This window comes from Lacinutrix sp. YIN62 (assembly GCF_057219185.1).
The window spans coordinates 16,280-42,222 of the sequence record NZ_JBXVVH010000001.1; the positions used below are offsets into that span (position 1 = coordinate 16,280).

The 25,943-nt window shown below is 31.2% G+C and carries 19 protein-coding genes; 5 read left to right on the forward strand and 14 right to left on the reverse strand.

From position 1 onward, the window contains the following. Nucleotides 1-72: 72 nt before the first annotated feature. Complete coding sequence (locus tag AC2D8I_RS00065) at nucleotides 73-2,409, reverse strand: zinc-dependent metalloprotease (protein WP_484703848.1); 2,337 nt, start codon at nucleotides 2,407-2,409, stop codon at nucleotides 73-75. Between the two features lie 191 nt (nucleotides 2,410-2,600). On the opposite strand from AC2D8I_RS00065, the gene AC2D8I_RS00070 reads away from it, so the two are divergent. Beyond that, nucleotides 2,601-2,747 carry a hypothetical protein gene (locus AC2D8I_RS00070; RefSeq protein ID WP_484703850.1) on the forward strand — a complete coding sequence of 49 codons (147 nt, stop codon included), beginning with the start codon at nucleotides 2,601-2,603 and terminating at the stop codon, nucleotides 2,745-2,747. Here the strand turns inward: AC2D8I_RS00070 and AC2D8I_RS00075 are convergent. The 7 genes from AC2D8I_RS00075 to tsaD all read right to left on the reverse strand — a co-directional run bounded on the left by AC2D8I_RS00075 (nucleotide 2,744) and on the right by tsaD (nucleotide 9,111). Continuing rightward, the gene (locus AC2D8I_RS00075; RefSeq protein WP_484703852.1) at nucleotides 2,744-3,928 is read right to left on the reverse strand and encodes a class I SAM-dependent methyltransferase; all 1,185 of its coding nucleotides are present in this window, start codon (nucleotides 3,926-3,928) and stop codon (nucleotides 2,744-2,746) included. The genes AC2D8I_RS00070 and AC2D8I_RS00075 overlap by 4 nt on opposite strands. Before the next feature lie 10 nt (nucleotides 3,929-3,938). After that, entirely contained in the window at nucleotides 3,939-5,027 is a 1,089-nt protein-coding gene (locus AC2D8I_RS00080; protein ID WP_484703854.1) for an AI-2E family transporter, read from the reverse strand. A 46-nt stretch (nucleotides 5,028-5,073) separates the two neighbouring features. Further along, on the reverse strand, nucleotides 5,074-5,574 hold the full coding sequence (locus AC2D8I_RS00085; protein WP_484703856.1) for a TrmH family RNA methyltransferase: 501 nt from the start codon (nucleotides 5,572-5,574) through the stop codon (nucleotides 5,074-5,076). A 54-nt stretch (nucleotides 5,575-5,628) separates the two neighbouring features. Next, on the reverse strand, nucleotides 5,629-6,300 hold the full coding sequence (locus AC2D8I_RS00090; RefSeq protein WP_484703858.1) for a DUF4159 domain-containing protein: 672 nt from the start codon (nucleotides 6,298-6,300) through the stop codon (nucleotides 5,629-5,631). 173 nt (nucleotides 6,301-6,473) lie between these two features. Beyond that, the gene (locus tag AC2D8I_RS00095; RefSeq protein WP_484703860.1) at nucleotides 6,474-7,184 is read right to left on the reverse strand and encodes a 16S rRNA (uracil(1498)-N(3))-methyltransferase; all 711 of its coding nucleotides are present in this window, start codon (nucleotides 7,182-7,184) and stop codon (nucleotides 6,474-6,476) included. Continuing rightward, nucleotides 7,184-7,819 carry a peptidylprolyl isomerase gene (locus AC2D8I_RS00100; RefSeq protein ID WP_484703862.1) on the reverse strand — a complete coding sequence of 212 codons (636 nt, stop codon included), beginning with the start codon at nucleotides 7,817-7,819 and terminating at the stop codon, nucleotides 7,184-7,186. Before AC2D8I_RS00100 ends, AC2D8I_RS00095 begins: the two co-directional genes overlap by 1 nt. Before the next feature lie 269 nt (nucleotides 7,820-8,088). Next, nucleotides 8,089-9,111, reverse strand: a complete 1,023-nt coding sequence (gene tsaD / locus AC2D8I_RS00105) for a tRNA (adenosine(37)-N6)-threonylcarbamoyltransferase complex transferase subunit TsaD (RefSeq protein ID WP_484703864.1) — start codon at nucleotides 9,109-9,111, stop codon at nucleotides 8,089-8,091. A gap of 150 nt (nucleotides 9,112-9,261) precedes the next feature. Between tsaD and AC2D8I_RS00110 the strand changes: the two genes are divergently transcribed. The 4 genes from AC2D8I_RS00110 (at nucleotide 9,262) to AC2D8I_RS00125 (ending at nucleotide 16,709) form a co-directional block, all read left to right on the forward strand. Further along, the gene (locus AC2D8I_RS00110; protein ID WP_484703866.1) at nucleotides 9,262-13,671 is read left to right on the forward strand and encodes a translocation/assembly module TamB domain-containing protein; all 4,410 of its coding nucleotides are present in this window, start codon (nucleotides 9,262-9,264) and stop codon (nucleotides 13,669-13,671) included. A gap of 153 nt (nucleotides 13,672-13,824) precedes the next feature. Next, a complete protein-coding gene (pfkA, locus tag AC2D8I_RS00115) occupies nucleotides 13,825-14,811 on the forward strand; it encodes a 6-phosphofructokinase (protein WP_484703868.1) in 987 nt (328 codons plus the stop codon). A 17-nt stretch (nucleotides 14,812-14,828) separates the two neighbouring features. Beyond that, the gene (gap, locus tag AC2D8I_RS00120; RefSeq protein WP_484703870.1) at nucleotides 14,829-15,830 is read left to right on the forward strand and encodes a type I glyceraldehyde-3-phosphate dehydrogenase; all 1,002 of its coding nucleotides are present in this window, start codon (nucleotides 14,829-14,831) and stop codon (nucleotides 15,828-15,830) included. A gap of 15 nt (nucleotides 15,831-15,845) precedes the next feature. Then, nucleotides 15,846-16,709: a BadF/BadG/BcrA/BcrD ATPase family protein gene (locus tag AC2D8I_RS00125; protein ID WP_484703872.1), complete on the forward strand. Its 864-nt coding sequence runs from the start codon at nucleotides 15,846-15,848 to the stop codon at nucleotides 16,707-16,709. 394 nt (nucleotides 16,710-17,103) lie between these two features. Here AC2D8I_RS00125 and AC2D8I_RS00130 read toward each other — a convergent pair whose 3' ends face one another. The 6 genes from AC2D8I_RS00130 to AC2D8I_RS00155 all read right to left on the reverse strand — a co-directional run bounded on the left by AC2D8I_RS00130 (nucleotide 17,104) and on the right by AC2D8I_RS00155 (nucleotide 25,943). Next, nucleotides 17,104-18,312 (reverse strand): DUF4249 domain-containing protein, encoded by a 1,209-nt coding sequence (locus tag AC2D8I_RS00130; protein ID WP_484703875.1) that lies wholly within the window; start codon nucleotides 18,310-18,312, stop codon nucleotides 17,104-17,106. Between the two features lie 141 nt (nucleotides 18,313-18,453). Next, complete coding sequence (locus AC2D8I_RS00135) at nucleotides 18,454-20,184, reverse strand: hypothetical protein (RefSeq protein ID WP_484703878.1); 1,731 nt, start codon at nucleotides 20,182-20,184, stop codon at nucleotides 18,454-18,456. A gap of 11 nt (nucleotides 20,185-20,195) precedes the next feature. Then, nucleotides 20,196-21,410 carry a DUF4249 domain-containing protein gene (locus tag AC2D8I_RS00140; protein WP_484703881.1) on the reverse strand — a complete coding sequence of 405 codons (1,215 nt, stop codon included), beginning with the start codon at nucleotides 21,408-21,410 and terminating at the stop codon, nucleotides 20,196-20,198. A gap of 3 nt (nucleotides 21,411-21,413) precedes the next feature. Further along, nucleotides 21,414-24,146: a TonB-dependent receptor gene (locus tag AC2D8I_RS00145; protein WP_484703883.1), complete on the reverse strand. Its 2,733-nt coding sequence runs from the start codon at nucleotides 24,144-24,146 to the stop codon at nucleotides 21,414-21,416. A gap of 4 nt (nucleotides 24,147-24,150) precedes the next feature. Beyond that, complete coding sequence (locus AC2D8I_RS00150; protein ID WP_484703885.1) at nucleotides 24,151-24,897, reverse strand: hypothetical protein; 747 nt, start codon at nucleotides 24,895-24,897, stop codon at nucleotides 24,151-24,153. 398 nt (nucleotides 24,898-25,295) lie between these two features. Continuing rightward, a complete protein-coding gene (locus AC2D8I_RS00155; protein WP_484703887.1) occupies nucleotides 25,296-25,943 on the reverse strand; it encodes an alpha/beta hydrolase in 648 nt (215 codons plus the stop codon).

Here is a 25,943-nt window from a genome sequence, read left to right on the forward strand (position 1 = left end):
ATGGATAGGCTTTGTCGGAACAAAAAAGGATTCCTTAATTAAGGAATCCTTTTTTATTATTAGTAATTAAGGTTATTCTATAATAATACGCTTATTAATGACTTGTCCAGCGTTTTCAATATTTAAAATGTAAACAGCGGCATCTAGTTTTCCAAATTGGATGTTTTTTGTAAATGTTTTTGCTGTATTACTGAATGATTGATTATTTATTAAACGGCCTCTTAAATCGTAAAGTTTAATATTAACATTTTCATTGTTTTGAGTATTGAATGCTATGTTTAGTTCCCCATTAGATGGGTTTGGCCATAATGATAAAGTGTTCGATAAATTAAACTTATTTGTGTTTAATAAGGCTGTACCACAAATCTCGATAGAAAAATCTAAGAAGGTTCCTCCATCTTCAGAAGGGTAGTCGTCTGTAGCTGTTAATATCCAATCACCTTGAGAGTTTTCAGTATTAAAGACTGATAAAGGGTTTTCAGGTTGTATTATGCCTCCAACAGCTGGAGCTGAAGTACTACAAACCACAGGGCCTGCTGCTTGATCATCATAGGTTACCGCGATGTCATCAGTACCATCATCGCATTTACTGTTGGCTAATAAAATAACTTCTGTACCATTTGGAGATGTTATTTTTAATTCCATATCGCCTGCCCAAATGTGATCTACATTTACAGTAACATTAACATCGGAGATTACGATGTTATCGTTAATATTTATGGTTGATGTAATTACATGAGAGGTTGATCCTGAGTCAGGTATTGGAATGTTGTTTTCTGTTGAGTTAAATGTGTCACAAGAAACAGATGCTGTTGTAAAGCTATATGTTGATGAATACGACGATTCACCACAACCATTTTCAGCTTTTACCCTCCAGAAATATTGAGTAGCTGCACTTAAAATAGGGGTGGTAAATGAAGTGTTAGAAGATTGATCTGAAGTTGTATTGGTGTTAAACCCTGTATCTGTAGCAGTTTCTATAGTGTAGGATTCGGCTCCTGAAACTGCTGCCCATATTAAGTTTACAGATAAAGCTGCGTCAACTTGACCATTACCAGGACTTGTTAAAGCTGGTGTGGTAGGGCTAGATCCCGTTATTGTTAAATTTACATCTATGGTATTGGTTATTACACCAGTTCCTGTTACTGTGATGGGGTAGTTTCCCGTTGCGGCACCGTTTAAATTCCCTATGGTTAAAGTAAAACTTCCATCAGCACTTAATGATGAAGGGCTAAAGGTTGCTGTCGTTCCGCTTGGTAATCCAGTTGCTGAGAATACTGTAGGATCTGTGTTGCCGCCTGTTGTTGTGTAATTTAAATTAAAAGTCACTTCATTTGTTGTAGCACAAATACTTTGATTTGTATCTGTTGCTGTCATAGCAAAACCAGGATCCGCAGAACATGAAACTACATTAGGTTTGAACTGAGATTCTAGAGTCATAATAAACGCTTCAGCTACAGATATTTGACCTGCGCTGAACATAAACATACAAGCATCATTTACATAATCCATATAGTTCATAGTTAATACTTTTTCCCCAGCATCACAGCCATCAATGCTACCATAAGCAGGGCAGCCAGGAGTACTCGTGTTTTGATTAGGTGTGTCGGCGATACCATCATCAGTACTACATGATCCAGAAAAACTATGTGGTAAATTATAAAAGTGTCCTAATTCATGGGTTACTGTTCTACCTAAGTTAAAAGGGGCTCCAGGAACAATTCCAGAATTAGGGCAGCCAGAACCAGAACCAAAGGCTCCTAAGTTCATTGTTACAGAATCTCCGTTAGCAATGCTTCCTCCTAGCGGCGAAAAACCGAGTAGTCCAGCGCCAATATCTTTAATTAAAAAATTCATATAACCTCCCCAAGCAGGATCCGTTGAGGTACCATTACCATAGTTATAACCAATGGTAACAGCGGGACCGCCTTCAGTCATCTCTGGGTCTATACCCGTTGGATGGTTTGTTGTTGCAATGCAAAATAGTACATTGGCGGCACCAGTATTTACACCAGGATAAAAAGGCGCTGCAGCTGCCCAGTTTGAAATATCTGGATTTGTTCCCGTATAATCTTCATTTAAAATATCGACTTGGTTTTGGGCTAATGCTTCTAAGCAAGCACGATCAGACTCTAATCCGCTAGGGTAGTGAACCGCTACGGGTATTATAATGGGATCGGTTCTTCTTGATAGATCTTTTCCTAAAAGATTTTTAGCTAATTGCGCTTTAAATTTTGCTTGAGACTTTTTGTATTGTCTTTTAAACTCGGGGTTCTTCATCTGTTCTTTCATGTATTCTACCATGCCACAACCTCTGTCGGCCTCTTGGCTGTAAGATGTGAAAAAGCATGCTAAAAAAGCAATCATAAAAAACAGTTTGTACGTTTTGAAAGTAGTTTTTTTGCTCATATTATTTTCAGGGGTTAAGAAATTAAGCAATAAAAGTATTATAAAATTAACTGTTTAGCAAAAAAATAACAGTATTTATAAGAATATTGTATTTATGTTAAAACCTATGGGTTTTCTAGGAATTAATAATAGATAAGTATAAATTATATTATGGTTTTAATGTTTTTTAAATTTGTATAAATATTAATGTAATGGCTAAAAAAGGACAAGCGAAGAATACCAAAAATAAAGCGAAACATACTAAATTGATGGCAAGAAAGAAAAATAAGTTGCGTAATGAAAAAGCGTTACGTGAAACACGTTTAAAAGCAATAATAAAAAAAGCAAATGAAGGTTAGTCTATTTTTAGACAAGAAATTATGTTCTTTTTATTATTGCGTGTTGTTGTAAAAAAAAGATAATTATCTCCGCCATCTTTAATCGCTAGTTTTTTTCTAATATTTTGAACACTATCAGGGAAATTCCGAACAGTAACATTCGCCTTGATTAAATTTAGTTCTTTTTTATATGCTTTTTTATTGTAATCTACTGTTTTTTCAATTTTAAAACGCCTTCCAGGGAAATTTATTAGTGTAGTACTAGTATATAAATGAGAGTGTTTGTGTAATTTATATATGTTTAATTTTTGGGCTATAGAGTTAAATGCACCTGATTTTAATAACGCTGCATTTGGTTCATATAGATAAGCTAGTGGTTCACTATAATTTGCTATAGCTAAAGACTCTTCATTTAAATCAAAATCAAAATACTGTTGGTCTTTTTTTAATATGTTAATTGTTTTTATGTTCGTTTTTCCTTGGTAACCATATTCTAAAATCCATAATAATTCTTTTACATCATTGTTAACGGCTATGCTATGAATGGTTTTTACGTTTTTTAATTCCGTAATGCCAATGGATATGTCTAAAAGAGGAGAGGTTTTTAATATTATATTTTTTGAGTGTTTAAAAAGGGAATCGATATGTTTTGGGACATTTGGTAAGCAGTCATTAAGCAAAAATACTTTTCCTTTGGTATCATTTCTACGAGAAGGGTCAATGTAGATGTAATCAAAATCAAGTTCTTTTTGTTTTAAGTAATCGAGACCATTTTTATTAATGCATTTTATGTTATTTGCATTTAATAGTTCGTAATTGTACGAAACTATGTTAGAGAGTTTTGGGTTGATTTCACAATGTGTTACCTCATGAAATTGCTTTGCAAAATAATAGCAGTCTACACCAAAACCTCCTGTAAGGTCTATTATAGAATTTCCCTTTATTAATTCAGCTTTGTATTTGGCTGTTATTTCAGAAGAGGTTTGTTCTATGTTAAGTTTATTAGGGTAGTATATGTTTTGAGTATTATACCAAGTGGGGAGTTTTTTTTGACATTTTTTTTTAGCCTCAATTTGTTCTACAATTGTTTTGATATCAACTAAATGCTTGGGCGTGCCTTTAAGCAAGATTGCTGCAATATTAGTATTTAGGTTTTTGTTTATAAATTCCTGATTTATAGTCTTTAATATAGCGCGTTCCAAAAGGTTTAATTTAGAGTCCTTGGGTTAGTTTTTTTACAATTTTATTTTCCGATAAAAATTCTTTCAATACAACCTTAATGGCGGTATAAGCAGGAACAGCTACAACTAATCCTATAATACCAAATAAAACTCCTGCGATTAATATGATTAAGAATATTTCCAATGGGTGAGATTTTACACTTTTTGAAAAAATAATGGGTTGACTAAAAAAATTATCTATTAATTGTGCAATTATAAATCCAATCATAACATATAATGTTTTTGGAAGTATAACATTACTAAAACTTTCACCTAAGTTACTAGTCATTGTTAAGGTTAGCATTAATAGGGCGCTTACCATAGGACCGACGTAAGGAATTAAATTTAATAGTGCCGATAAAAATGCTATCACAATAGCATTTTTAATACCAAATAGAAGTAAAACGATCGTGTAAATAACGAAAAGAATAAGGATTTGAAAAATTAAGCCCACAAAATACCTAGAGAGTAAATCTTTTATTTTTGTAAACGATTTTTTAGACCGTAATTCTTTATTGTCGGGAATTAATGTCATGATGCCATCTTCAAATAATTTACTGTCTTTTAAGAAGAAAAAAGAGATAAATAAAACGGCAAATAAGCCAATACTAAAACTACCTAGACCACTAACAATAGAATTTAAAAAGTTAGGAATGATTGTGTAATCAATTTTACTTAAAAGATTAGATTTTTGTAAAGACTGTTCTATGTCTATACTTTGCATGTTAAAGTAAGAAATAACTTCTGTATATAGGTTTTCAATATTAAATTTTAGTTGGTCTATGTTTAATAAGGATAGACTCTGACCTTGTTCTATAATTAAAGGAATAAAAAGAAGTATTAAGCCAATAAGTAAACCTATTAAAGCAATCATAGTAACAATAACAGCTAAGGTATTGTTAAATTTTAATTTTTCTCTAAAAAATAAAACAATAGGTCTCCCTACAAGGGATATTACCGCAGCTATCGAGATGTAAACAATAACAGACTTTATTTTGACTAAGAAGTAGATGAGAATCAATGCGCCAAGAATAATTCCAAGCGATTTTAATATGCCTTTGGATATTGTATTGTAATTCATATAGTAAATATACACATTAATTATAGCTTTTTGTGATTAAGCTTGTTTAGCGGAGTTGTTTTGTAATCTCGTAAAGTGCAATATTAGCTGCTTGAACGACATTCATACTACTGTTTTGTCCAAACATATCTATATGAATAATAGCATCACTTGCGTTTAAAATGGTTTCGGAAACGCCAAAGTTTTCATCTCCAATTATTATTGCTATTGGTTTATCTTTTGAAAATAGATGTTTATGTACTGCTCGACTCGTATCTGTTATTTCTAGAGATAGGATGCTGTATTCTTTAGATTTTAAATGATTTATTACTTCTAAAGCATTATCACAAATTGCATAGGGAATAATTTTTTCAGTAGACCGCGATGTTTTTGTCATTTTCCTCCCCATAGGAATTTTATCGCCACAAAAAATAATTTTTTCTACTCCAAACGCATCAGCAATACGAAACAAACTACCAATATTAGGAGCATTGGTTACATGTTCACAAACGAGTGTTATAGGGAAAGTCTGTTTAGTAAAATTTGAATTGTAGTGATTAAGTTGCATCTATTGTTTTAGTAATGGTTTTAAATCATTGGGATATATGAAATGAGACTTTGTTTAATTTTCAAAAGCATATTTTATAATATTGGCTCCCATTTGTAATGCTTTTAGTCTTATCTCTTCAGGGTCATGATGTACTTCAGGGTCTTCCCAACCATCTCCTAAGTCGCTTTCTAAGGTGAAGAGTAAAACGAGTCTGTCTTTGTGGAATAATCCAAAAGCTTGAGGGCGTTTACCATCATGTTCGTGTATTTTAGGTAAGCCTTTAGGAAAGGTGTATGCCGATTTAAAAATAGGATGAGTATTGGGGAGTTCTACTAATTCTTGATTAGGGAAAACTTTTTTCAATTCTTTAGTAATGTATGGCTGCATTCCGTAATTGTCATCGATATGCAAAAAACCTCCAGACATCAAGTAGTTGCGTAGGTTTTCGGCATCATCATCACTAAAAAACACATTCCCGTGGCCAGTCATATGTAATAATGGGTACTGAAAAATGCCTGAGTCACCAACGTCTACAGCGGTAGGTTTGTTTGATATTTTTGTATTTATATTTTCATTACAAAACGTGATTAGATTAGGTAAAGCTGTAGGATTACCATACCAATCGCCTCCTCCTTTGTATTTTAAAATAGCCAAGTCTTGTGTAAAACCATTATATAGGGTTAAGGATAGAACAACAGTAAGTAAGGTTGTGAGTCTATTAAATTTAAATGTGCTATATGTCATAACTTCAAAAATAAAAAGAATTGGTATGTAAAGCCTATTTTTAACGATAATATTACTTTAGTCATAAAAGCGTACCTTTAATTCTGTATGTATTTATGAAACTAAAAAGAAGAAATAGGATTTATACAAAAACAATTTAGCCCTAAAGATAAACGTTATTTATACAGTATAGATTATAGTGTTTCATTAATAAAGGCAATAGTGTGACAGGCTACTATAGCTGCTGTTTCTGTACGTAATCGTGTTTTTCCAAGCGTTACAGGGGAATAGCCTTTTTCGAGAGCAAGTTTAATTTCTTTGTTACTAAAATCGCCTTCTGGTCCAATGAGTATTGTAATGTCTTTATTGGCGCATACTTGACCTTTTAAAGATTGCTTTTTAGTGTCTTCACAATGTGCAATAAAACGATCGCCATTATACTCTGTTTTTAAAAAATCCTTGAATGTAATGGCTTTATTAAAATTAGGTAAATAGCATTGTAGTGATTGTTTCATAGCAGATTGTACAATCTTTTCAAGGCGTTCAGGTTTAATTATTTTTCGCTCACTATGATCACAAATAATAGGTGTAATACTAGTCACTCCAATTTCCGTAGCTTTCTCTAAAAACCATTCATAACGCTCGTTCATTTTTGTAGGCGCAACAGCAAGGTGTAAATGGTACTTGGGCTTAGGTTGTTGTACCTTAGAAATGATATTTACAGTGCAGGTTTTTAGTTCGGCTAATGTGATTGTTGCTGTAAATAACCAGCCTTTACCATTGGTAATGTGCATTGTATCTCCAGGTTGTTTTCTCAATACTTTAACAATGTGTTTACTCTCTTCCTTAGGGAAGGAGAATTGAATTGTTTCTTCGTTTATTTCTGGATTATAAAATAATTGCATTAGGCTTTTCTGTCTACGACTTTTAAAACTTTAACTTCTTTTATTGTTTTTATTCTATGTGTTTTTAATATGATATAATAGCCTTTATTACTTGGCGTTCGTACTGTGTATATATCGCCTAAGTTATTATTTAAACTACTAACTTCTTCTTCTATTTCAATAGGCATTTCACCATCTTTAAACCATCCAGAGTCACCCCCATTAAATGCATTTTTGTCCATGGAATATTTTTTTGCAAGGTCTTCGAACTTTATTCCATCGTTATGTTTTTTTATAACAGCTTTTGTGATCTCATTTATTTTTTTAAGATCAACACTATTTCCATCCAAAAATACATAACTTATTCTATAATGCGGAGCTTTAGTTTTTTCAATGATTTTATAATGCACTTTACCAAATTCTACATCTACAGTTTTACGGCCTCCAATAGGCAGTGCGATAATAGCCTTGGCTAATTTTGTCTTATGTTTTTCTTCATTGAAGGCAATAAGTTTACTTTTTTTATACTCTTTTGTGCTTAAAAAAGCTTCAGCTTCTGCCACAGTGGTAATTGAGTCTAGTGTTTTTTTTATTTTTTTCTGAGCAAAAACAGAAGTTGTAAGGCATAATATTAAAATAAGTAAGGGGTTGTTCATGTGTTTAGAGTCAAAATGATTAATGCTACAAAAAAACAAAATATAGGATTGTAATTCATCATAATTGATAATTTTATTACGGAGTATTTAATGTGTTTTCTTAGGCTTTAATGGAAGTGGCTTATAAATAAGGTATTGGATTTTTAACGCTTTATAATTTTTATTTTTTTCGAGAATTAAACGCTCTGTTTTCTTTATAAAAGCTATGGGTACAGTTTTTATAAGTTTATAGATTAAGCGCAAACTTAAGTGTTTATTTTAAAAGCGAATTATATTTTCAATCTAGCAGAAGCCATTATATTATTTTCGGCAAAATCATCAGCTAAATATTTTAAATAACCAACAATAGCGATCATAGCAGCATTATCTGTGGTAAATTCAAATTTAGGAACATAGGTAGACCATCCAAATTTATGTTCTCCATCTTTTAAGGCTTGACGTATACCTGAATTAGCAGAAACACCGCCACCAATGGCAATGTGCTTAATACCTGTTTGCTTTGTGGCGAGTTTTAATTTGTCTATTAAAATACCTATAATGGTATATTGTATAGATGCACAAATATCGTTTAGGTTCTCAGAAATAAAGTTAGGGTTTGCCTTTACTTCACGTTGAATAAAATAGAGAACGGCTGTTTTAAAGCCAGAAAAACTAAAGCTTAAACCACTAACTTTGGGTTTTGTAAATTTAAAAGCTTTAGGGTTTCCTAGTTTAGCACGTCTGTCAATTTCAGGCCCAGCAGGGTAGCCTAAACCCAGTATTTTTCCGCTTTTATCATAAGCTTCACCTACAGCATCGTCTATAGTTTCACCGATAACCTCCATTTTAAAGTAATCGTCTACTTTTACGATTTGAGTATGGCCACCAGAGATTGTCATTCCTAAAAACGGGAAAGGCGGTTTACTATAGTTCTCTTCTTCAATAAAATGAGCTAAAATATGTGCTTGCATGTGGTTTACGTCTATTAACGGAATGTTTAAACCATACGCCATAGATTTAGCAAACGATGTGCCTACTAGCAACGAGCCCATTAAACCAGGGCCGCGTGTAAAAGCAATAGCATTTAATTTAGACTTATCTATCGCTGCAATTTTAAGCGCTTGGGCTACAACAGGGACTATATTTTGCTGGTGCGCGCGCGAGGCTAGCTCTGGAACAACACCGCCATATGCTTCATGTATTTTTTGACTTGCGACAACATTACTTAGAATTTTTCCGTTGTGTATAACAGAGGCAGCTGTATCGTCGCAAGAACTTTCAATACCAAGGATGTAAATATTTTGTGAAGACATTAGTGAATTTTAGGCACAATTATTGTTAATTTTGAAAACTTATAAATGCACCTAATAAAAAGGTGTATTTATAGTGCAAATGTAGTTTATTCTTAAAGAAAGTTATAACTTTAAATTCGTATCAAAAAAATATTAAAAATAATAGCTAAGTTGACAGCAATTTTATTGTTGCTTTTCATCATTTTGGTGTTGCTGTTTTCTATTCCTGCTGTTCAAACTCGGTTAGGGAAATATCTTACAAATTTACTAAATGAAGATTATAAGACAAATATTAACATAGAAAAGGTTGGACTTCAGTTTAATGGCGATGTAGAGCTTAAGCAGATTTTAATTAAGGATTTTAAGAATGATACGCTTATTAGTGCATCCGAACTGAATACTTCAATTTTAAATTTTAGAAACCTATATAATAGTAAGCTCAACTTTGGAGATATAGATTTAGAAGATTTAATTTTAAATGTAGTGACGTATAAAGGTGAAACAGATACAAATTTAGATGTTTTTGTTGCTAGATTTGATGATGATAACCCACGGAAAGAAAAAAGTGATTTCCTATTATCATCCAGTGATGTTTCCGTTTATAGAGGAACGTTTAGGCTGATCGATGAAAATAAAGCAAAACCAACGATTTTAGATTTTAGACAATTGAATATTAATGCAACCAATTTTGTAATTAATGGAAGTAATGTCGATGCTAGAATTAACACATTAAGCTTTAGAGAAAGTAAAGGTTTGGTAATGGATAATTTATCGACCAATTTTGGGTATACCTTAGACCAAATGACCTTTGAAAATTTAAATGTTAAGACTGAAAAATCGACATTAAAAGGTAATTTAAGGTTCAATTATGATCGTGAAGATTTTAAGGATTTTGAAAATAAAGTACAACTTAAAGCTAATTTTACAGAAGGAAATATTGATTTTGATGAGTTAAATATCTTTTATAATGAGTTTGGTAAGAATAAGCAAGCGCAATTAAGTGCTCAATTATCTGGAACACTTAATAATTTGAATGTAGAAACTTTAAAATTAACAACCAATGCAAATACTAAAGTGTATGGGGATTTTAATTTTAAAAATTTATTCCACAGTGCCGATAATAATTTTGAAATGACAGGGGATTTTTCTAATTTATCATCAAATTACAATGCTTTAAGAACACTGCTCCCTAATGTCCTTGGCGCTTCAATTCCTTCTGTTTTTAGTAAATTAGGGACATTTTCAATAACAGGAAATACCCATATTACGTCTCAAGACATCAAGGCAAAATTAAATATCGATACCAATATCGGTTTTGTAAATTCAGATTTAGAAATTTATAACGTCAGTAATATAGATGCCGCGTCTTATAAAGGAAATATTATTTTAAGTGCTTTCGATATGGGCGTTTTTTTAGATGATCCTAAATTGGGGAAAATATCATCCAACCTAGACGTGGATGGTGTAGGATTAAAAAAAGACAATTTACAGGCACAAATAAAAGGAGATTTATATTCTGTTGTATATAATGACTATACCTACGAGAGTACCATAGTAAATGGGAAATATCAAAAAAATGTATTTAATGGCGCATTAATTACTAACGATAAGAATCTGAAATTAAAATTTAAAGGATTGGCAGATTTATCGAATGCAGTGAATACATTCGATTTTGTAGCTAATGTAGATTATGCCAACCTCAAAGCCCTTAATTTTTATAATCGAGATGACATTTCATTGTTTAAAGGAAAAGTGACGATGCAAATGAAAGGGACAACTATAGACGATGCAATAGGTAATATTTCATTTAATAAAACAAGCTATAAGAACGCGAATGACGATTATTACTTCGAGGATTTTGTAATAAAATCATCATTAAATGATAACGAAAGAATTATAGAAATAAACTCTCCAGATATTATAAAAGGAGAAATGCGAGGGGAATTTAAACTCAATGATGTGGCAAAGTTGTTTGAGAATTCTATAAAAGACGTATATATAACAGAGGTCCCAAACACAATAGAGACCAATCAATACATAAACTTTAATTTTAAGATTTATAATAAAATAGTAGAGGTTTTTTATCCTGAAGTAAAATTAGGCAAAAACACGTTTATAAAAGGCCGTGTAGAAACAGATGAAAAAGAGTTTAAACTGACTTTTAAATCTCCAAAAATTGAATTGTTAGATTATTTTGTTAATGAAATAGAGGTGCAAGTAGATAATAAAAATGCACTGTTTAATACTTCTATAGAAATAGACAGTGTTAATACTAAATATTATAGTGCTTCCAAGTTTAATTTGATTAATGTAACATTAAACGATACACTGTTTATGCGATCAGAATTTAAAGGAGGTAAGCATAATACAGACGATTACAATCTTAGTTTTTATTATACTATAAATGAAGACGAAAAGACTGTTGTAGGGTTTAAAAAGAGCGATGTTACTTTTAAAAATAACAAGTGGAATATTAATAATAAACGCGATAAATTTAATAAAATTGAATTTGATAAAGGCTTTCAGAATTTTAAGATAGATCAATTGGTTATGAATCATCATGATGAGGAAATAAAGCTATCTGGAATTATTGAAGGCACAGAGAATAAAGACCTTCAGCTAAATTTTAAAAATGTAGATTTAGAAAAGATAACCCCTAGATTAGATAGTTTAAAATTAGCAGGAAATGTGAATGGAAAACTGGATGTTTTACAAAAAAATGGTAGCTATTTACCAAACTCTACAATAACAATAGATAGTTTAGAAATTAATAGACAAGCCTTTGGCTCTTTCGATGCGACCATTACAGGAAATGAGACGCTTACTAATTATAGGGTAGATGCAAAGATAAAAGATGATGTTTCAAAATCGTTTTCAGCTATAGGTAATATCGATGTTTCAAACGATACACCAACAATAAATTTAGATTTAAATTTTAACGCATTTAGTATAAAGCCATTAACATCTTTGTTAGACCCTGTATTAGATAATATTCGAGGGGATGTAAGTGGGCAGGCACAGGTTGTAGGAAACCTTAATAGTCCAGATATTAATGGAGAATTAACCATAGATAAAGGCGGACTAACAGTACCATATTTAAATGTAGATTATCGTTTTGTGGATAATGCATCAGTATCATTGAGAAAACAAAGTTTCATTTTTAATACAATAACTATAGTAGATACAAAAGAACTCTCTATAGGAACAATAGCCGGCTCAATAAGTCATACTAATTTTGGGAATTGGAAACTAGATTTAGAATTACAAAGCCAACGGTTACTTGTTTTAAATACGAAATATAATGTAGATGCTTTGTATTACGGTAAAGGGTTTATAGGTGGGCAAGTTAATATCTTTGGATATACAAAAGCATTAAGAATTAGTGCCGATGCACAAACCAAAAAAGGAACAGAATTTATTATTCCTTTAAATGATTTAGAATCGTTTGGAGATAATACATTTATTCATTTTCTAACGCCAGAAGAAAAACAAGCTAAATCTGAAGGACGAGCTGTTGAGGTTGAAGAAATAGCAGGCTTAGAATTGGATTTTGATTTAGATGTTACTAATGATGCTTTAATAGAGATTGTTATGGATAGAGAGGCTGGTAGTACTATTAGAGGGAGAGGTGTTGGAGGCTTGAAATTCGATATTAATACAAATGGAAAGTTTAATATGTATGGCGATTTTATTGTATGGGAAGGGGTGTATAATTTTCTATATGGCGGTTTTGTTCAAAAAGAATTTATAGTTAAACCTTACGAAAGTAACTTACAATGGAATGGAGATCCATTAAAAGCATTAATAGATATAAAAGCAATATATACAACACGAACAAACCCCTCTCCGTTATTAGATAATCCTATAACGCAAAGCATTCAAACCGAATTGCAAATTCATTTAACAGGAGAATTAGAGAAGCCAGATCCAGATTTTCAATTTGAGTTTCCTAATATAAGCTCCACTTTAAAGTCCGAATTGCAATACCGATTAGACACTAAAGAAGATAGAGATAAACAAGCTTTAAATTTATTGGTTACAGGAGCGTTTAATAGAGAACTTAAAGATTTAAATGTTACAGGGACTTTAACAGAACGTCTTAATGGGTTAATTAATGGATTGTTTTCTGATAGTAACGGGAAACTTCAAGTAGGATTAAATATAGAAACAGGGCAAAGTACTCCAGATTTTGAAACCGAGAGTAGAGTTGGAGTAACATTACAAACTAAAATTACCGACCGTGTACTTATTAATGGTAAAGTTGGAGTGCCAGTAGGCGGTGTAAGTGAATCTGTTATAGCAGGAGATGTGCAAGTCGATTTTCTTTTAAATGAAGATGGAACGCTTATAGCCAAAGTCTTTAATAGAGAGAACAGTATTCGTAATTTTGGAGAAGAGATAGGCTATACACAAGGGATAGGAATATCTTATTCTGTAGATTTTAATTCTTTTGAAGAATTGCTTCAGAAGATATTTAATAAGAAGGCCAGTGAAAAAGAAACTCCTGTTGAAGAAAAACAAAAAGATAAAAAGAAAGATAATCCATTTTCTGACGACTCAATACAAATGAAAGAAAAATAGAAACTTTAGCATTTAGGATCATGCAGTCTGGCCTTTCTTCCTATATTTTTATTAACAAAATGATATCATAAAAGTCTTCCCTTAAATTTTAACAAAACCATTGTCATTTGTTAATTTTCTTTTATAGCTTTACCTAAATAAACTAGAGAATTAATGTCAAAAACAATAAAAAAAATAGGTGTAATGACTTCTGGAGGAGATTCTCCGGGTATGAATGCCGCTATACGATCTGTAACAAGAACTTGTGCTTTCCATAATATTGAATGTGTAGGAATTTACCGTGGGTATGAAGGCATGATTGAAGGCGATTTTAAAGCACTAACGGCACGTAACGTAAAAGGGATAATAAACAAAGGCGGAACAGTTTTGAAATCGGCACGATCTAATGCCTTTAAAACAGCAGAAGGGCGTAAAAAAGCATACGATGCTTTGAGTGCAGAAAAAATAGATGCTCTTGTCGTAGTGGGAGGCGATGGAACTTTTACCGGGGCTTTAATATTTAATCAAGAATATCAATTTCCTGTAATAGGTATTCCAGGAACTATAGATAATGATATTTTTGGAACATCGCATACATTGGGATACGATACCGCCTTAAATACGGTGGTCGATGCTATAGATAAAATACGCGATACCGCAAGTTCTCACAACCGTTTATTTTTTGTAGAAGTTATGGGGCGAGATGTTGGGCATATCGCTTTAAATGCGGGAGTAGGTGCAGGAGCAGAAGAAATATTAATTCCCGAAGAAGACCTTGGTTTAGAACGTTTGTTAGATTCATTAAGACGCAGTAAAAAATCAGGAAAATCTTCAAGTATCGTTGTTGTTGCCGAAGGCGATAAAATAGGTAAGAGTGTTTTTGAGCTTAAAGATTATGTTGAAGAGCATATGCTAGAATATGAAGTGCGAGTGTCGGTTTTAGGACATATGCAACGCGGAGGCACACCTTCGTGTTTCGACCGGGTACTGGCAAGTAGAATGGGAGTAAAAGCTGTAGAAAGTCTATTGGAAGGAAAATCTAATGCAATGGTTGGTTTAATAAATGATAAAATGGAACTAACACCATTAGAAAAAGCGATAAAAGGACAGTCTAAAATAAATAAAGAATTAATACGTGTGTCCGATATAATGACCACATAATATAAAGAAATAAAATTATGGCAAAATTAAAATTAGGAATTAACGGATTTGGAAGAATAGGACGAATTGTGTTTAGAGCCTCCGTTAAACGTGATAATGTGGAGGTTGTTGCAATAAACGATTTATTAGATGTTAATCACCTTGCATATTTATTAGAATATGACTCCGTACATGGGCGATTTGATGGTACAATAGAAGTGAAAGAAGGACAGCTTATAGTAAACGGAAAAACAATACGTGTAACAGCCGAAAAAGATCCTAAAAATTTAAAATGGGATGCCGTAGATGCAGATGTTATAGCAGAATGCACAGGGATTTTTACAACTCTTGAAACCGCAAATTACCATATAGAAGCAGGAGCAAAAAAAGTAGTGATTTCGGCACCTAGTAAAGACGCTCCAATGTATGTTATGGGCGTTAATGATAATAAATTAACTAAAAGTGAAACCATTGTTTCTAATGCCTCATGCACAACCAATTGCCTGGCGCCTATGGCTAAAATAATAGAAGAACAATATGGTATTGAAGAAGCATTAATGACAACCATACATGCAACAACGTCTACGCAATATACTGTAGATTCACCATCAAAAAAGAATTATAGGTTAGGGCGTTCGGTTATGAATAATATCATTCCAACAACTACAGGAGCTGCAAAAGCTGTAGGAAAGGTTATTCCAGAATTGGAAGGGAAATTAACCGGGATGGCATTTCGTGTGCCAACAGCAGATGTTTCTGTTGTAGATTTAACCGTAAGAACGAAAAAGGAAACCTCCTTAAACGACATTAAAGCGGTATTTAAAGCGGCTTCAGAAAATGAATATAAAGGTGTTATAGGGTATACAGACGAAATGGTTGTTTCTCAGGATTTTGTGAGCGACAGTCGGACAAGTATTTTTGATGCTGAAGCTGGAATAGAATTAAATTCTAAATTTTTTAAATTAGTCTCATGGTATGATAATGAGTTTGGCTATTCTAATAAATTGATAGACTTAGCAGAAAAAATAAATACTCTATAATAATACAATTAATCTATGATTTTAATAGTTGATAGCGGGTCTACAAAGTGCGATTGGATAGCCATAGACGAAAACGGAAACCAATTACTTGAAAAAATAAGAACCAAAGGATTAAACCCTGCCATTCTAGCAGAAAAAAAACTAAAGAAAACCATAAAAAAAAACAAAGCATTAAAAGAGCATAGGGATAAAGTGTCTCGTATCTTTTTTTATGGTGCTGGCTGTGGTACTGAAAAACCAAGATTAATATTAAAGAAAGTTTTAGAAGACTTCTTTATTAAAGCGAAAGTTACGGTTAGTGAAGATACAATGGCAGCGGTTTACGCTACTATAAATAGTAAAACCGAAGCAGCTGTAGTCTGTATTTTAGGAACAGGATCAAATTGTAGTTATTACGACGGGGAACAACTACACCAATGTGTGGATTCTTTAGGATATTCTATAATGGACGATGCTTCAGGTAATTATTATGGAAAGCAACTTTTACGCGATTATTATTTTAACCATATGCCAGAAGCTATAAAAGTTGCTTTTGCAGATAAATATAATTTGGAGGCCGATTATATTAAACATAATTTATATAAACAACCCAACCCTAACGCTTATTTAGCGAGTTTTGCCGAGTTTATGTTTTTAAACAAAGGGTCTCAGTATATCAAAGACATCATAAAAAAAGGGATTACGATGTTTGCGACTAATATGATATTACAGTACAAGGATAAAATAGCATTAAGCCCTGTTCATTTTGCAGGATCTATAGCTTTTTTCTGTCAAGATGAAATTAAAGAAGTCGCTGAAGAATTAGGTTTTAAAGTCGGTAATTTTGTGCATAGACCCATAGAAGGCTTAGTAAAATACCATATTAAGAATTTGGAGTAAAGTACTAAGAAATAGTAGCTCTAATTAGTTGTAAGCAACAAATTTAGGAGTTATTATTGTAAAATATCAAATATGATAAGAAGTGTTTGCAGAGCTTCCTATAAGGAGAAGTTTATATGTTTCTCAAAACCTTATCATATTTGATGTTTTTATTGTTAATTTACTGTAAAGTAATATCAATAATACCATCAAAAAGTTAAGAACTATATAGATACTCTCCTTTAGCAATAGTTATTTTTTAATTTCGTTACAGTTATATTTTATTATTTTTAGTCCAATTGGTATAGCTTATAAGTGATATTAAGTATTGTTTTAGTCACTTATTACCCCAAAGGCATTAAATGTAATACAAAAGGCAGTTAATAGTGTTCTATTTTTTTCATAAATTAGAATATTAATCCTCCCAGAAATCAGGTTGGATGTTTGATGAAATAGCAGTGCAATCTCCACAGGGACGATTTACAATCTCCCATATAGGTCCTAATGGAATTCTAAGTATAGTAGAGTTACCACCAACTTGTTCTTCAAATAAATAGCGAAAGATTAATTCGCGTTCTTCAAATTCGTTCGCGGGATTTGAAGAATCTAGTTCTAATATTTCACAGGCATTCAAATATTCGGGTTGTGTTAAGTCGAAATCATTATAATTAAAATAGATTCGCTCTTCAGACATAAAAGAAACATCAAAATACCCTACAACTTTTTCATTACTGTTAGTGATAGAAAACAGATTCCCTGGTACGTGACCAGGTTGATTTTCAGATAGAATACTAGCGTTGTTTCCTAAATCATTAATTAATTTATAATAATAGTAAGATTCTAAACTTTGTGTGTACTGTTTTACTAAAATAGAATAACGATCCCTTATAATACCATCATCTTTTTTAATAAACCGTACAGGGAAACGAGAAACATTATTTCCTTCTAATTGAGTTGTACTTGTTTGAATAATATCTGTATTTGTAGCAGAATTAAAACATGTTTCAGCCTCTTCAGTTCTACTAACAAAAATAACATTATTTAAATCTGGGGATTCTGGATTGAGTAAAACAGGTTCAAAGGGGCAATAGTATGGCGCAACAACTTTGTAGGTTTCTTCATATTCATATCTGAAATACTGAGTATCAGGATCTGTGTTATTGCTATCTACAAAAACTTGAACACCATCTCCTTTATTAGGGTCGTTTATATATTCTGCATATAAATTATCTATTTGAGATGCAGGCGATAATATTGTAGGGGTAGAATTGTATTGTTTGCCTTCAACGGTTACAATTTCTAAAGTATAGGCTATGTTAGGTTCTGCTTGAAATTCAATATCAGAGATATATGTGTTTGTTTCATCTTGTGAAAAAGCAAAACTATTTCCTTGGGCATCTATAATATTAACACTAGCATTATTTTCAAATATGAGTTCTGTTTCCTCTAATAAGAAAGTTTTAGTTAATTTTACTTCTTGATGTTTTAATTCATTGGTAATGTTCGCTTCAACCACTAATACACTTTCAAAATTTTGAGTATCGATTTCAAAAGATTCTTTACAGTTAAAAGACAATAGAATTAATAGGATTACAATATTCTTATATAGGTTTGTTATTTTCATTTTCTAGAGTTTAAAATTAATTTAGCACCCACTTTATAATCTAAAATGTCAAATATAACAAGAAGTGTTTCTAGGCAGCTTCCCTAAAAAGGAAAAATTTATACGTAGCGAAAAAATCTTATCATAGTTGACATTTTATTGTTAATTTATTGTAAAGTAATTTGCTGCAGAAATGAATTCTCCTTTGGAGTTATAACCTTTTAATAAAACTTCATAAGTGCCAGAATTATCTGAGGCATAAGTTTTAAAACTCAATGTGTCCGTTTTAAATTCTACATTTGATTCCCATAACAATTGTCTTCTATAGTCTGGAATTCTATCGTTTTTAGAGGTTGAATATTCTGGCTGATAATATTTTTTTATACTTACAGGTTTACTTAAGCTTAATTCTTTTATATAATCGCCTTTTAATGAGGGTTTAAAATCTTGTAGAAAAGTTTCTATATCTATAATGCCATCAAAAAGTTTTGAACTGTATAGGTATTGCCCTTTAACAATAGTTATTTTTTTAATTTTGTCACATTTATATTGTATTAAATCATCATTATTTTGCACAATAATACCATCAACCAAAACTAGCGGGTGTAAGTTAGAAATTGTATTTTGGCCTGCTTCTGAAGCTTCATAATCGTATACAATAAATCGGCTAGATTTTTTGTTTGCTCTAACTCTAACAGCAGCATCTAATATAACTTCTACAAACGTTTCTTTAACAGTCTTAAATCTAGTATAGTCATCAAGGACATATTCTATTCCAAGAGGGGCATAGAACGGTTGTTGAGGAGCGGTTTTTATGAGACTATCTTGTTTTGTTTTGTAATAGGCGTTTTCTATTTGATTCTGTATACTACGTTGTTCTATAGAGTGTTCAAGATTAGAGTTTATTTTTAAATGGTCAAAATGCAACTCATTATAGTTATTATAAAGATTGTCGTCTAGTTTTATTTTGAAATTTTCTCGATCATTTTCTAATACCTGAAAAAGCGCCTTTTCACCAATATAATTTTTATCTAGGTTAAAAAAGAACTTCCCTTCATTATTTGTTTTTGCAATTTTAAAAATATAGTCTTTTCCCGGAATTGAAAGCGAAACATTTTTGTTTTTTATGGCTATAGGATTCTCTTTGTTTATAATGTTTCCAGAAATTAACTCACCTCTTAATTCAGGGAGGTGTAGTGTATCTGATTCTTTTCCCATAACATAACTCTTTGTTTTAGAATAATCGATATTTATAGAATCTAATTTTCTTATAGAAAGATTATAATGACCATGTTTTATTAATTCTCCTCCGCTGGTTGCAATGGAAATATGTATAGGCTCTCTTTTTTTAAAACTCTCTTGAGATGGAGTTATTGTTACATCTGTGGTGTTTACTGGGGTTTTTTGAAGTTTTGCAGTTTTATATAACTCTAAGTTTGTTATAGTGTCTTTTGAGGTTAAATTACTTGAAGAAAAAGGATTCGCTATGTATATGTTTTTAATAAATGCATTTTGTTTAATATTGTTTTTAGTCCAATTGGTATAGCCTATAAGTTTATAATGACCAGTTTTTACTTTTGAAGGAATAAAAAAGTCACCTTGAGCAATACCTTGAACAAGTTTTAACTTATGCTTTAATACTGTTTTTTTATTAGCGCCCACTAATTCAACATAGCCAATTTTACTAATAGTACTTAAAGACTCTCCTTCAAAGGCAAAAAAATTATAGTATAGATATTCACCAGCTAGAACAAAATTAGTATTGGTTATAACCTTAACCTTTTCTTTTGGTATCGTTCTGGTATTAATATTAAGTGTTGTTTTATTCACTTGTTGCCCCAAAGTCATTAAATGTAATAAAAGGGCCATTAATAGTGTTATATTTTTTTTCATAAATTAGAATATTAATCCTCCCAAAAATCAGGTTGGATGTTTGATGAAACAGCAGTACAATCTCCACAGGGACGATTTACAATCTCCCATATAGGTCCTAATGGAATTCTAAGTATAGTAGAGTTACCACCAACTTGTTCTTCAAATAAATAGCGAAAGATTAATTCACGTTCTTCAAATTCGTTCGCGGGATTTGAATAATCTAGTTCTAATATTTCACAGGCATTCAAATATTCGGGTTGTGTTAAGTCGAAATCATTATAATTAAAATAGATTCGTTCTTCAGACATAAAAGAAACATCAAAATACCCTACAACTTTTTCATTACTGTTAGTGATAGAAAACAGATTCCCTGGTACGTGACCAGGCTGATTTTCAGATAGAATACTAGCGTTGTTTCCTAAATCATTAATTAATTTATAATAATAGTAAGATTCTAAACTTTGTGTGTACTGTTTTACTAAAATAGAATAACGATCCCTTATAATACCATCATCTTTTTTAATAAACCGTACAGGGAAACGAGAAACATTATTTCCTTCTAATTGAGTTGTACTTGTTTGAATAATATCTGTATTTGTAGCAGAATTAAAACATGTTTCAGCCTCTTCAGTTCTACTAACAAAAATAACATTGTTTACGTCTGGGTATGGTAACTCTGGATTCACTAAAACAGGTTCAAAGGGGAAATAGTATGGCGCAACAACTTTGTAGGTTTCTTCATATTCATATCTGAAATACTGAGTATCAGGATCTGTGTTATTGCTATCTACAAAAACTTGAACACCATCTCCTTTATTAGGGTCGTTTATATATTCTGCATATAAATTATCTATTTGAGATGCAGGCGATAATATTGTAGGGGTAGAATTGTATTGTTTACCTTCAACGGTTACAATTTCTAAAGTATAGGCTATGTTAGGTTCTGCTTGAAATTCAATATCAGAGATATATGTGTTTGTTTCATCTTGTGAAAAAGCAAAACTATTTCCTTGGTCATCTATAATATTAACACTGGCATTATTTTCAAATATGAGTTCTGTTTCCTCTAATAAGAAAGTTTTAGTTAATTTTACTTCTTGATGTTTTAATTCATTGGTAATGTTCGCTTCAACCACTAATACACTTTCAAAATTTTGAGTATCGATTTCAAAAGATTCTTTACAGTTAAAAGACAATAGAATTAATAAAATTATACAATTCTTATAAATGCTTGTTATTCTCATTTTTTAGAATTTAAAATTATACGTTATTGTGGGGACAGGAATAGAAAATATGGACGTTTTATATGCTTTTATTTCTCCTTCATCATTTACAAAAAATACAGAATAAGGATTGTTTCTTCCTAAAACATTATATACTGAAATATTCCAAAAACTATGAGCTAACTTTTTAATTTTATGATTTCCCTCTATATTTAATCCCAGATCTAAACGATAATAATCTGGGATACGAAATTTATTCCTATCACTATATAAGACCTGTTCACTACCAGCAAAATTGAATTTACCTACAGGATATGTAATAGGGCGCCCTGTTTGGTACACAAAATTAGAAGAGAAACTAAAGCGATTTGTTAATTTGTAGTTAGCAACTAAACTAATGTCATGAGGTTTGTCATAATTAGCAGGAAAAAAATTACCATTATTAATGCGTTCTTGTGGGAACTCACTATCTAGTTTTATTTGAGATTTTGAATAACTGTATCCTAACCAACCATTCAATTTTCCTTTTTTCTTTTTTAATAAAAATTCGAAACCATAAGCTTTTCCTTCCCCTTGTAATAATTCTTGCTCTAAATCTTCATTTAAAGTTAATTCAGCACCCACTTTATAATCTAAAATATCCTTCATTTTCTTATAATACCCTTCCAAACTTATTTCTAAGTCACTATTATCTATGGTTTTGTAGAACCCTAGAGAAAATTGTTGAGCCCTTTGTGGAGTTGTATTAATATCTGAAAGCTTCCAAGTATCAGTAGGTGACGCAGTTGTATTGCTAGATAATAAATGTAAATATTGAATGGTTTTATTGTAGCTGGCTTTTACTGATAGGCTTGGTAATAGAAAATAACGCATAGAAAGTCTTAATTGGAGCCCTCCATATGTTTTTATAACCTCATTCTTGTCAAAAGTGGCAACTTCTGTGATAGAGGATTCATCTCTGGGGCTATCTTCATCATATATATTTTGGCTTCTGGGACCTAGAGCTGAAAAGGTCGAGTATCTCAAACCAAAATTCAATAATAGTTTATCATTTATTGTAAATAAATCAGATAGGTATATAGCCGATTCTAAGCCCTTTTCTTCTTCCAATGTTTTGGGAGCAATAGTGGATTGCTCTCTATGAGGAGAGATTTTTCCGGGTTGAATTTGATATAATTTGGAACTTATACCATAATCAAATTTATGCTTTTTACTATGTAAGTACTGCATGTTTAGTTTAACTTGTGTTTCAATTATTTTATAATCGAAGTCAAAGTTAGTATCGGTTTGCGGATCATACTCAATACCATATTTATATTGACTGTTTACAGCAATTACCTCTCCTTTATGCTTATCGTTAAAAGAATGATCCCATTTCATAGAAATTAAAGCATTACTATAGTTGAAAATCGAATCAGAAGTTATACTAAACCTATCGTTACTATAATACGCTGTAGTTTGGAATTTATTTTTTTCATTTATTTTATGATCGTATTTTATAATGCCATCATAAAAGGACGCTTCGCTATTTTTTAAAGATTCTTCATCTAAAGATCGTAATATCCATCCAGAATATGTTGCTCTAACGGCTGTTGTTAGCGATACTTTATCTTTTACAATAGGGGTTTGTAAGTTTAAACTACCTGTTACTGGACCTATAGCTCCTTCTCCTGAGAATTTTTCGTAGTTTGGAGCTTTCGTTTTTATATCGAAAACAGAGGATAATCTGCCGCCATACTCAGCTGGAATACTCGCTTTATAAATGTCTAAAGAACCTGTTGTAAAAGGGTTTATTGCCGAAAAGAAGCCTAAAAAGTGAGATGGATTGTAAATAACGGCATCATCCAAAAGGATTAAATTTTGATCTGTACGACCACCACGTACATTAAAACCAGAAGAGCCTTCACCAGTTGTTGTAATTCCTGGTAGTGTAGTCGCTACTTTTAAAACATCTCTTTCTCCTAATACTATAGGTATGTTTTTTAATCCAATGATATCAATTCGGCTAACACCAACGATGGCTTCCTTTATACTTGAATTAGTAGCAGATTCGATAAGAATTTCGTCTAATTGCTCAGCGGCTTCAGGAATGACCAGTTTTATAGTGCCGTTTCCATAAATTAAGAGCTCTTTTATAGAGTCATCGTAGCCTAATAGTTTGGTTTCTAAAATGATGAGCCCAGAGGGGACTTTTAAAGTAAACTTCCCTTTAGCATTAGTTGTAACCCTTAAATCTAGATTTTGAATAGATACAATCAAGCCCTCTATGGGCTCCCCTGTATTTTCATTTAAAACAGTCCCTTTTAAGGTATATTCTTGCTGCGCTTTGAGTTGCTCTTGCTTTCCTATAGTTTGTAAGTTTTTATTCCCGTACTGATTGTAGAAAACCGCGTCATTATTTGTTATTGATGAATTCTGGGCTTCTTTAAAAAAGCCATCAGGTATTTTACTATATATTGTATTGTTATTGGTTAATATAATATTGTTGTCATATCTATAGAAATTAATAGAAGAGTTTTTTAATAGATCATTGAGAATGAAATTTATGGATTTATTATTATATGTTTTAGATAATGTTTTTTTTTCAAACCACTCGTCTAAAAAGAAAAAGGATAGGTTCGATTTTTTTTCTAATTTTAAAATAGCGTCTTTTAAATTGATGTTTTCAAATGTAATGTCTAAAGACTCATTGTTTTGAGCAGAATAAAATTGTATATAAAATAAGAACAGTAAACATAGGGTTATTCTTTTTCTCATATAATTAGTTTCGATTTGTATTATTGGTTAAAGTAGCAGCATCCATATATTTAAATAAAGACACCATAAATTCATATTTACTTTTTTTAAGTAATTGTTTATTTGATTTATAAAATTTGACTACAGTTTCACTATAATGGGGGAATAATTTTTTTAAAGACTTATAAGATTTTATTTTATAAATATTTTCTTTATAATATATATAGTAGTTGTCATACATTTTAGAAAAAATATAAAGCACTTTATTGTCTTTAATTTTATGCTTCACTTCTTTTTTTCGTTTAATAAAAAACAGGTAATCTTTATTAGATACTATTAGTTCCACAAAACCAAATGTGCTATTCGTAGTATTTATAAGGTTATCGATATTAATAAATTTGTGATTATCTATTGTAAAAGAATTAACTTTACTTTTAATAAGTTCTAGGTTGACAAAACTTTTTTCATCAGAAAGTTTACTTACTAATGCGTCTTTATATATATCATATTTTAAGTCTATATCATAGAAGGCTTGATTATCATAAACTAAATGACCTTTTTGATATTTGGGTGATTTAAAAAAGAGATGGTTGTCTAACGAGGACCTGTAAATATCATAATAACGTTTACCATTATATAGTTTTGTGTTTTCAAGGCCTATTATTTTGTCAAAAACAATTAAATCTTTACTATTAGAATTAGTGTTTTGAGCAAAGGATGAGGTTACGATAAGTGTAGAATAAAGAATAAGTAGGGGTATTTTTAAATTCATGCGAGTTATTAATTATATATGATTAGTTATTAAAATAATTTAACTATAAATTAATAGTGCATTAATAAAGGAAGTATACCTTTTTAAAAAGAGGGAAATTTTATAAAAACTGTTTTATAAAAAAAAGAGTACTGTATTAGAATAAGACTACAGTTCTCTTAATATAATTTTAGCATAAAATGGGGGTTTCGATAAATTTTTTAATAGCACTAAAGCAAATATAACTAATTATTTAGTTAAAACTAATTTAATTAAAATAAAATAGCAAAGTGGTTAATTTATTTAGGATAATTAAATTTTAGTGTTAATTAAATGAGCTAGATAAAAGGTGCGGCTAATTAAAAAGAATAAGATTAGGTACAGGTTAAATTTCTTAGATTAAGAAAGAATTTAAAAAATTAAAGATGTACTTTAAGCCAATCTCTTAATTCATAGAAGTTTTGAGGTGCAACACCATGACCAACAGGGAATTCACTGTATTTATGTTTTATATTTAGAGTCGATAAAAACGTGGGTGATTGCCTGGCCCAATCTACAGGAATAACTTGGTCGACACTGCCATGAGAGCAATAAAAATTTAAGGATTCGTAATTTTTAGGGGCTTTAAGATCAAACAAATCCTCATTAATATAACCGCTTAGTGCAATGATATTTTTTAATTTTTCTGGATAGGTAAATGCAACCGCATAACTTAAAATACTCCCTTGGCTAAACCCTAAAATAGACACGTTATTGGCATCTACAGGATATTTAACAATCATTTCATCTATAAACTTAGCGATTAAGTCACGAGATTGTATGGCCTGTTCATTATCACTCCATTTTCCTTGGTCTGCATCAAAATTAATCGCATACCAAGCATTTCCATAAGGTTGTATTGGGTATGGTGCTTTTACAGAAACAATACATAGTTCTTCTGGTAATTCTGTTGCAAATGAAAACAAGTCGTTTTCGTCGCTGCCATAACCATGACATAGAATAAGCAACGGTGCATTTTCTTTTAATGAAGATTCACGCACGATATAAGATAAGGATGAGTTTGTCAT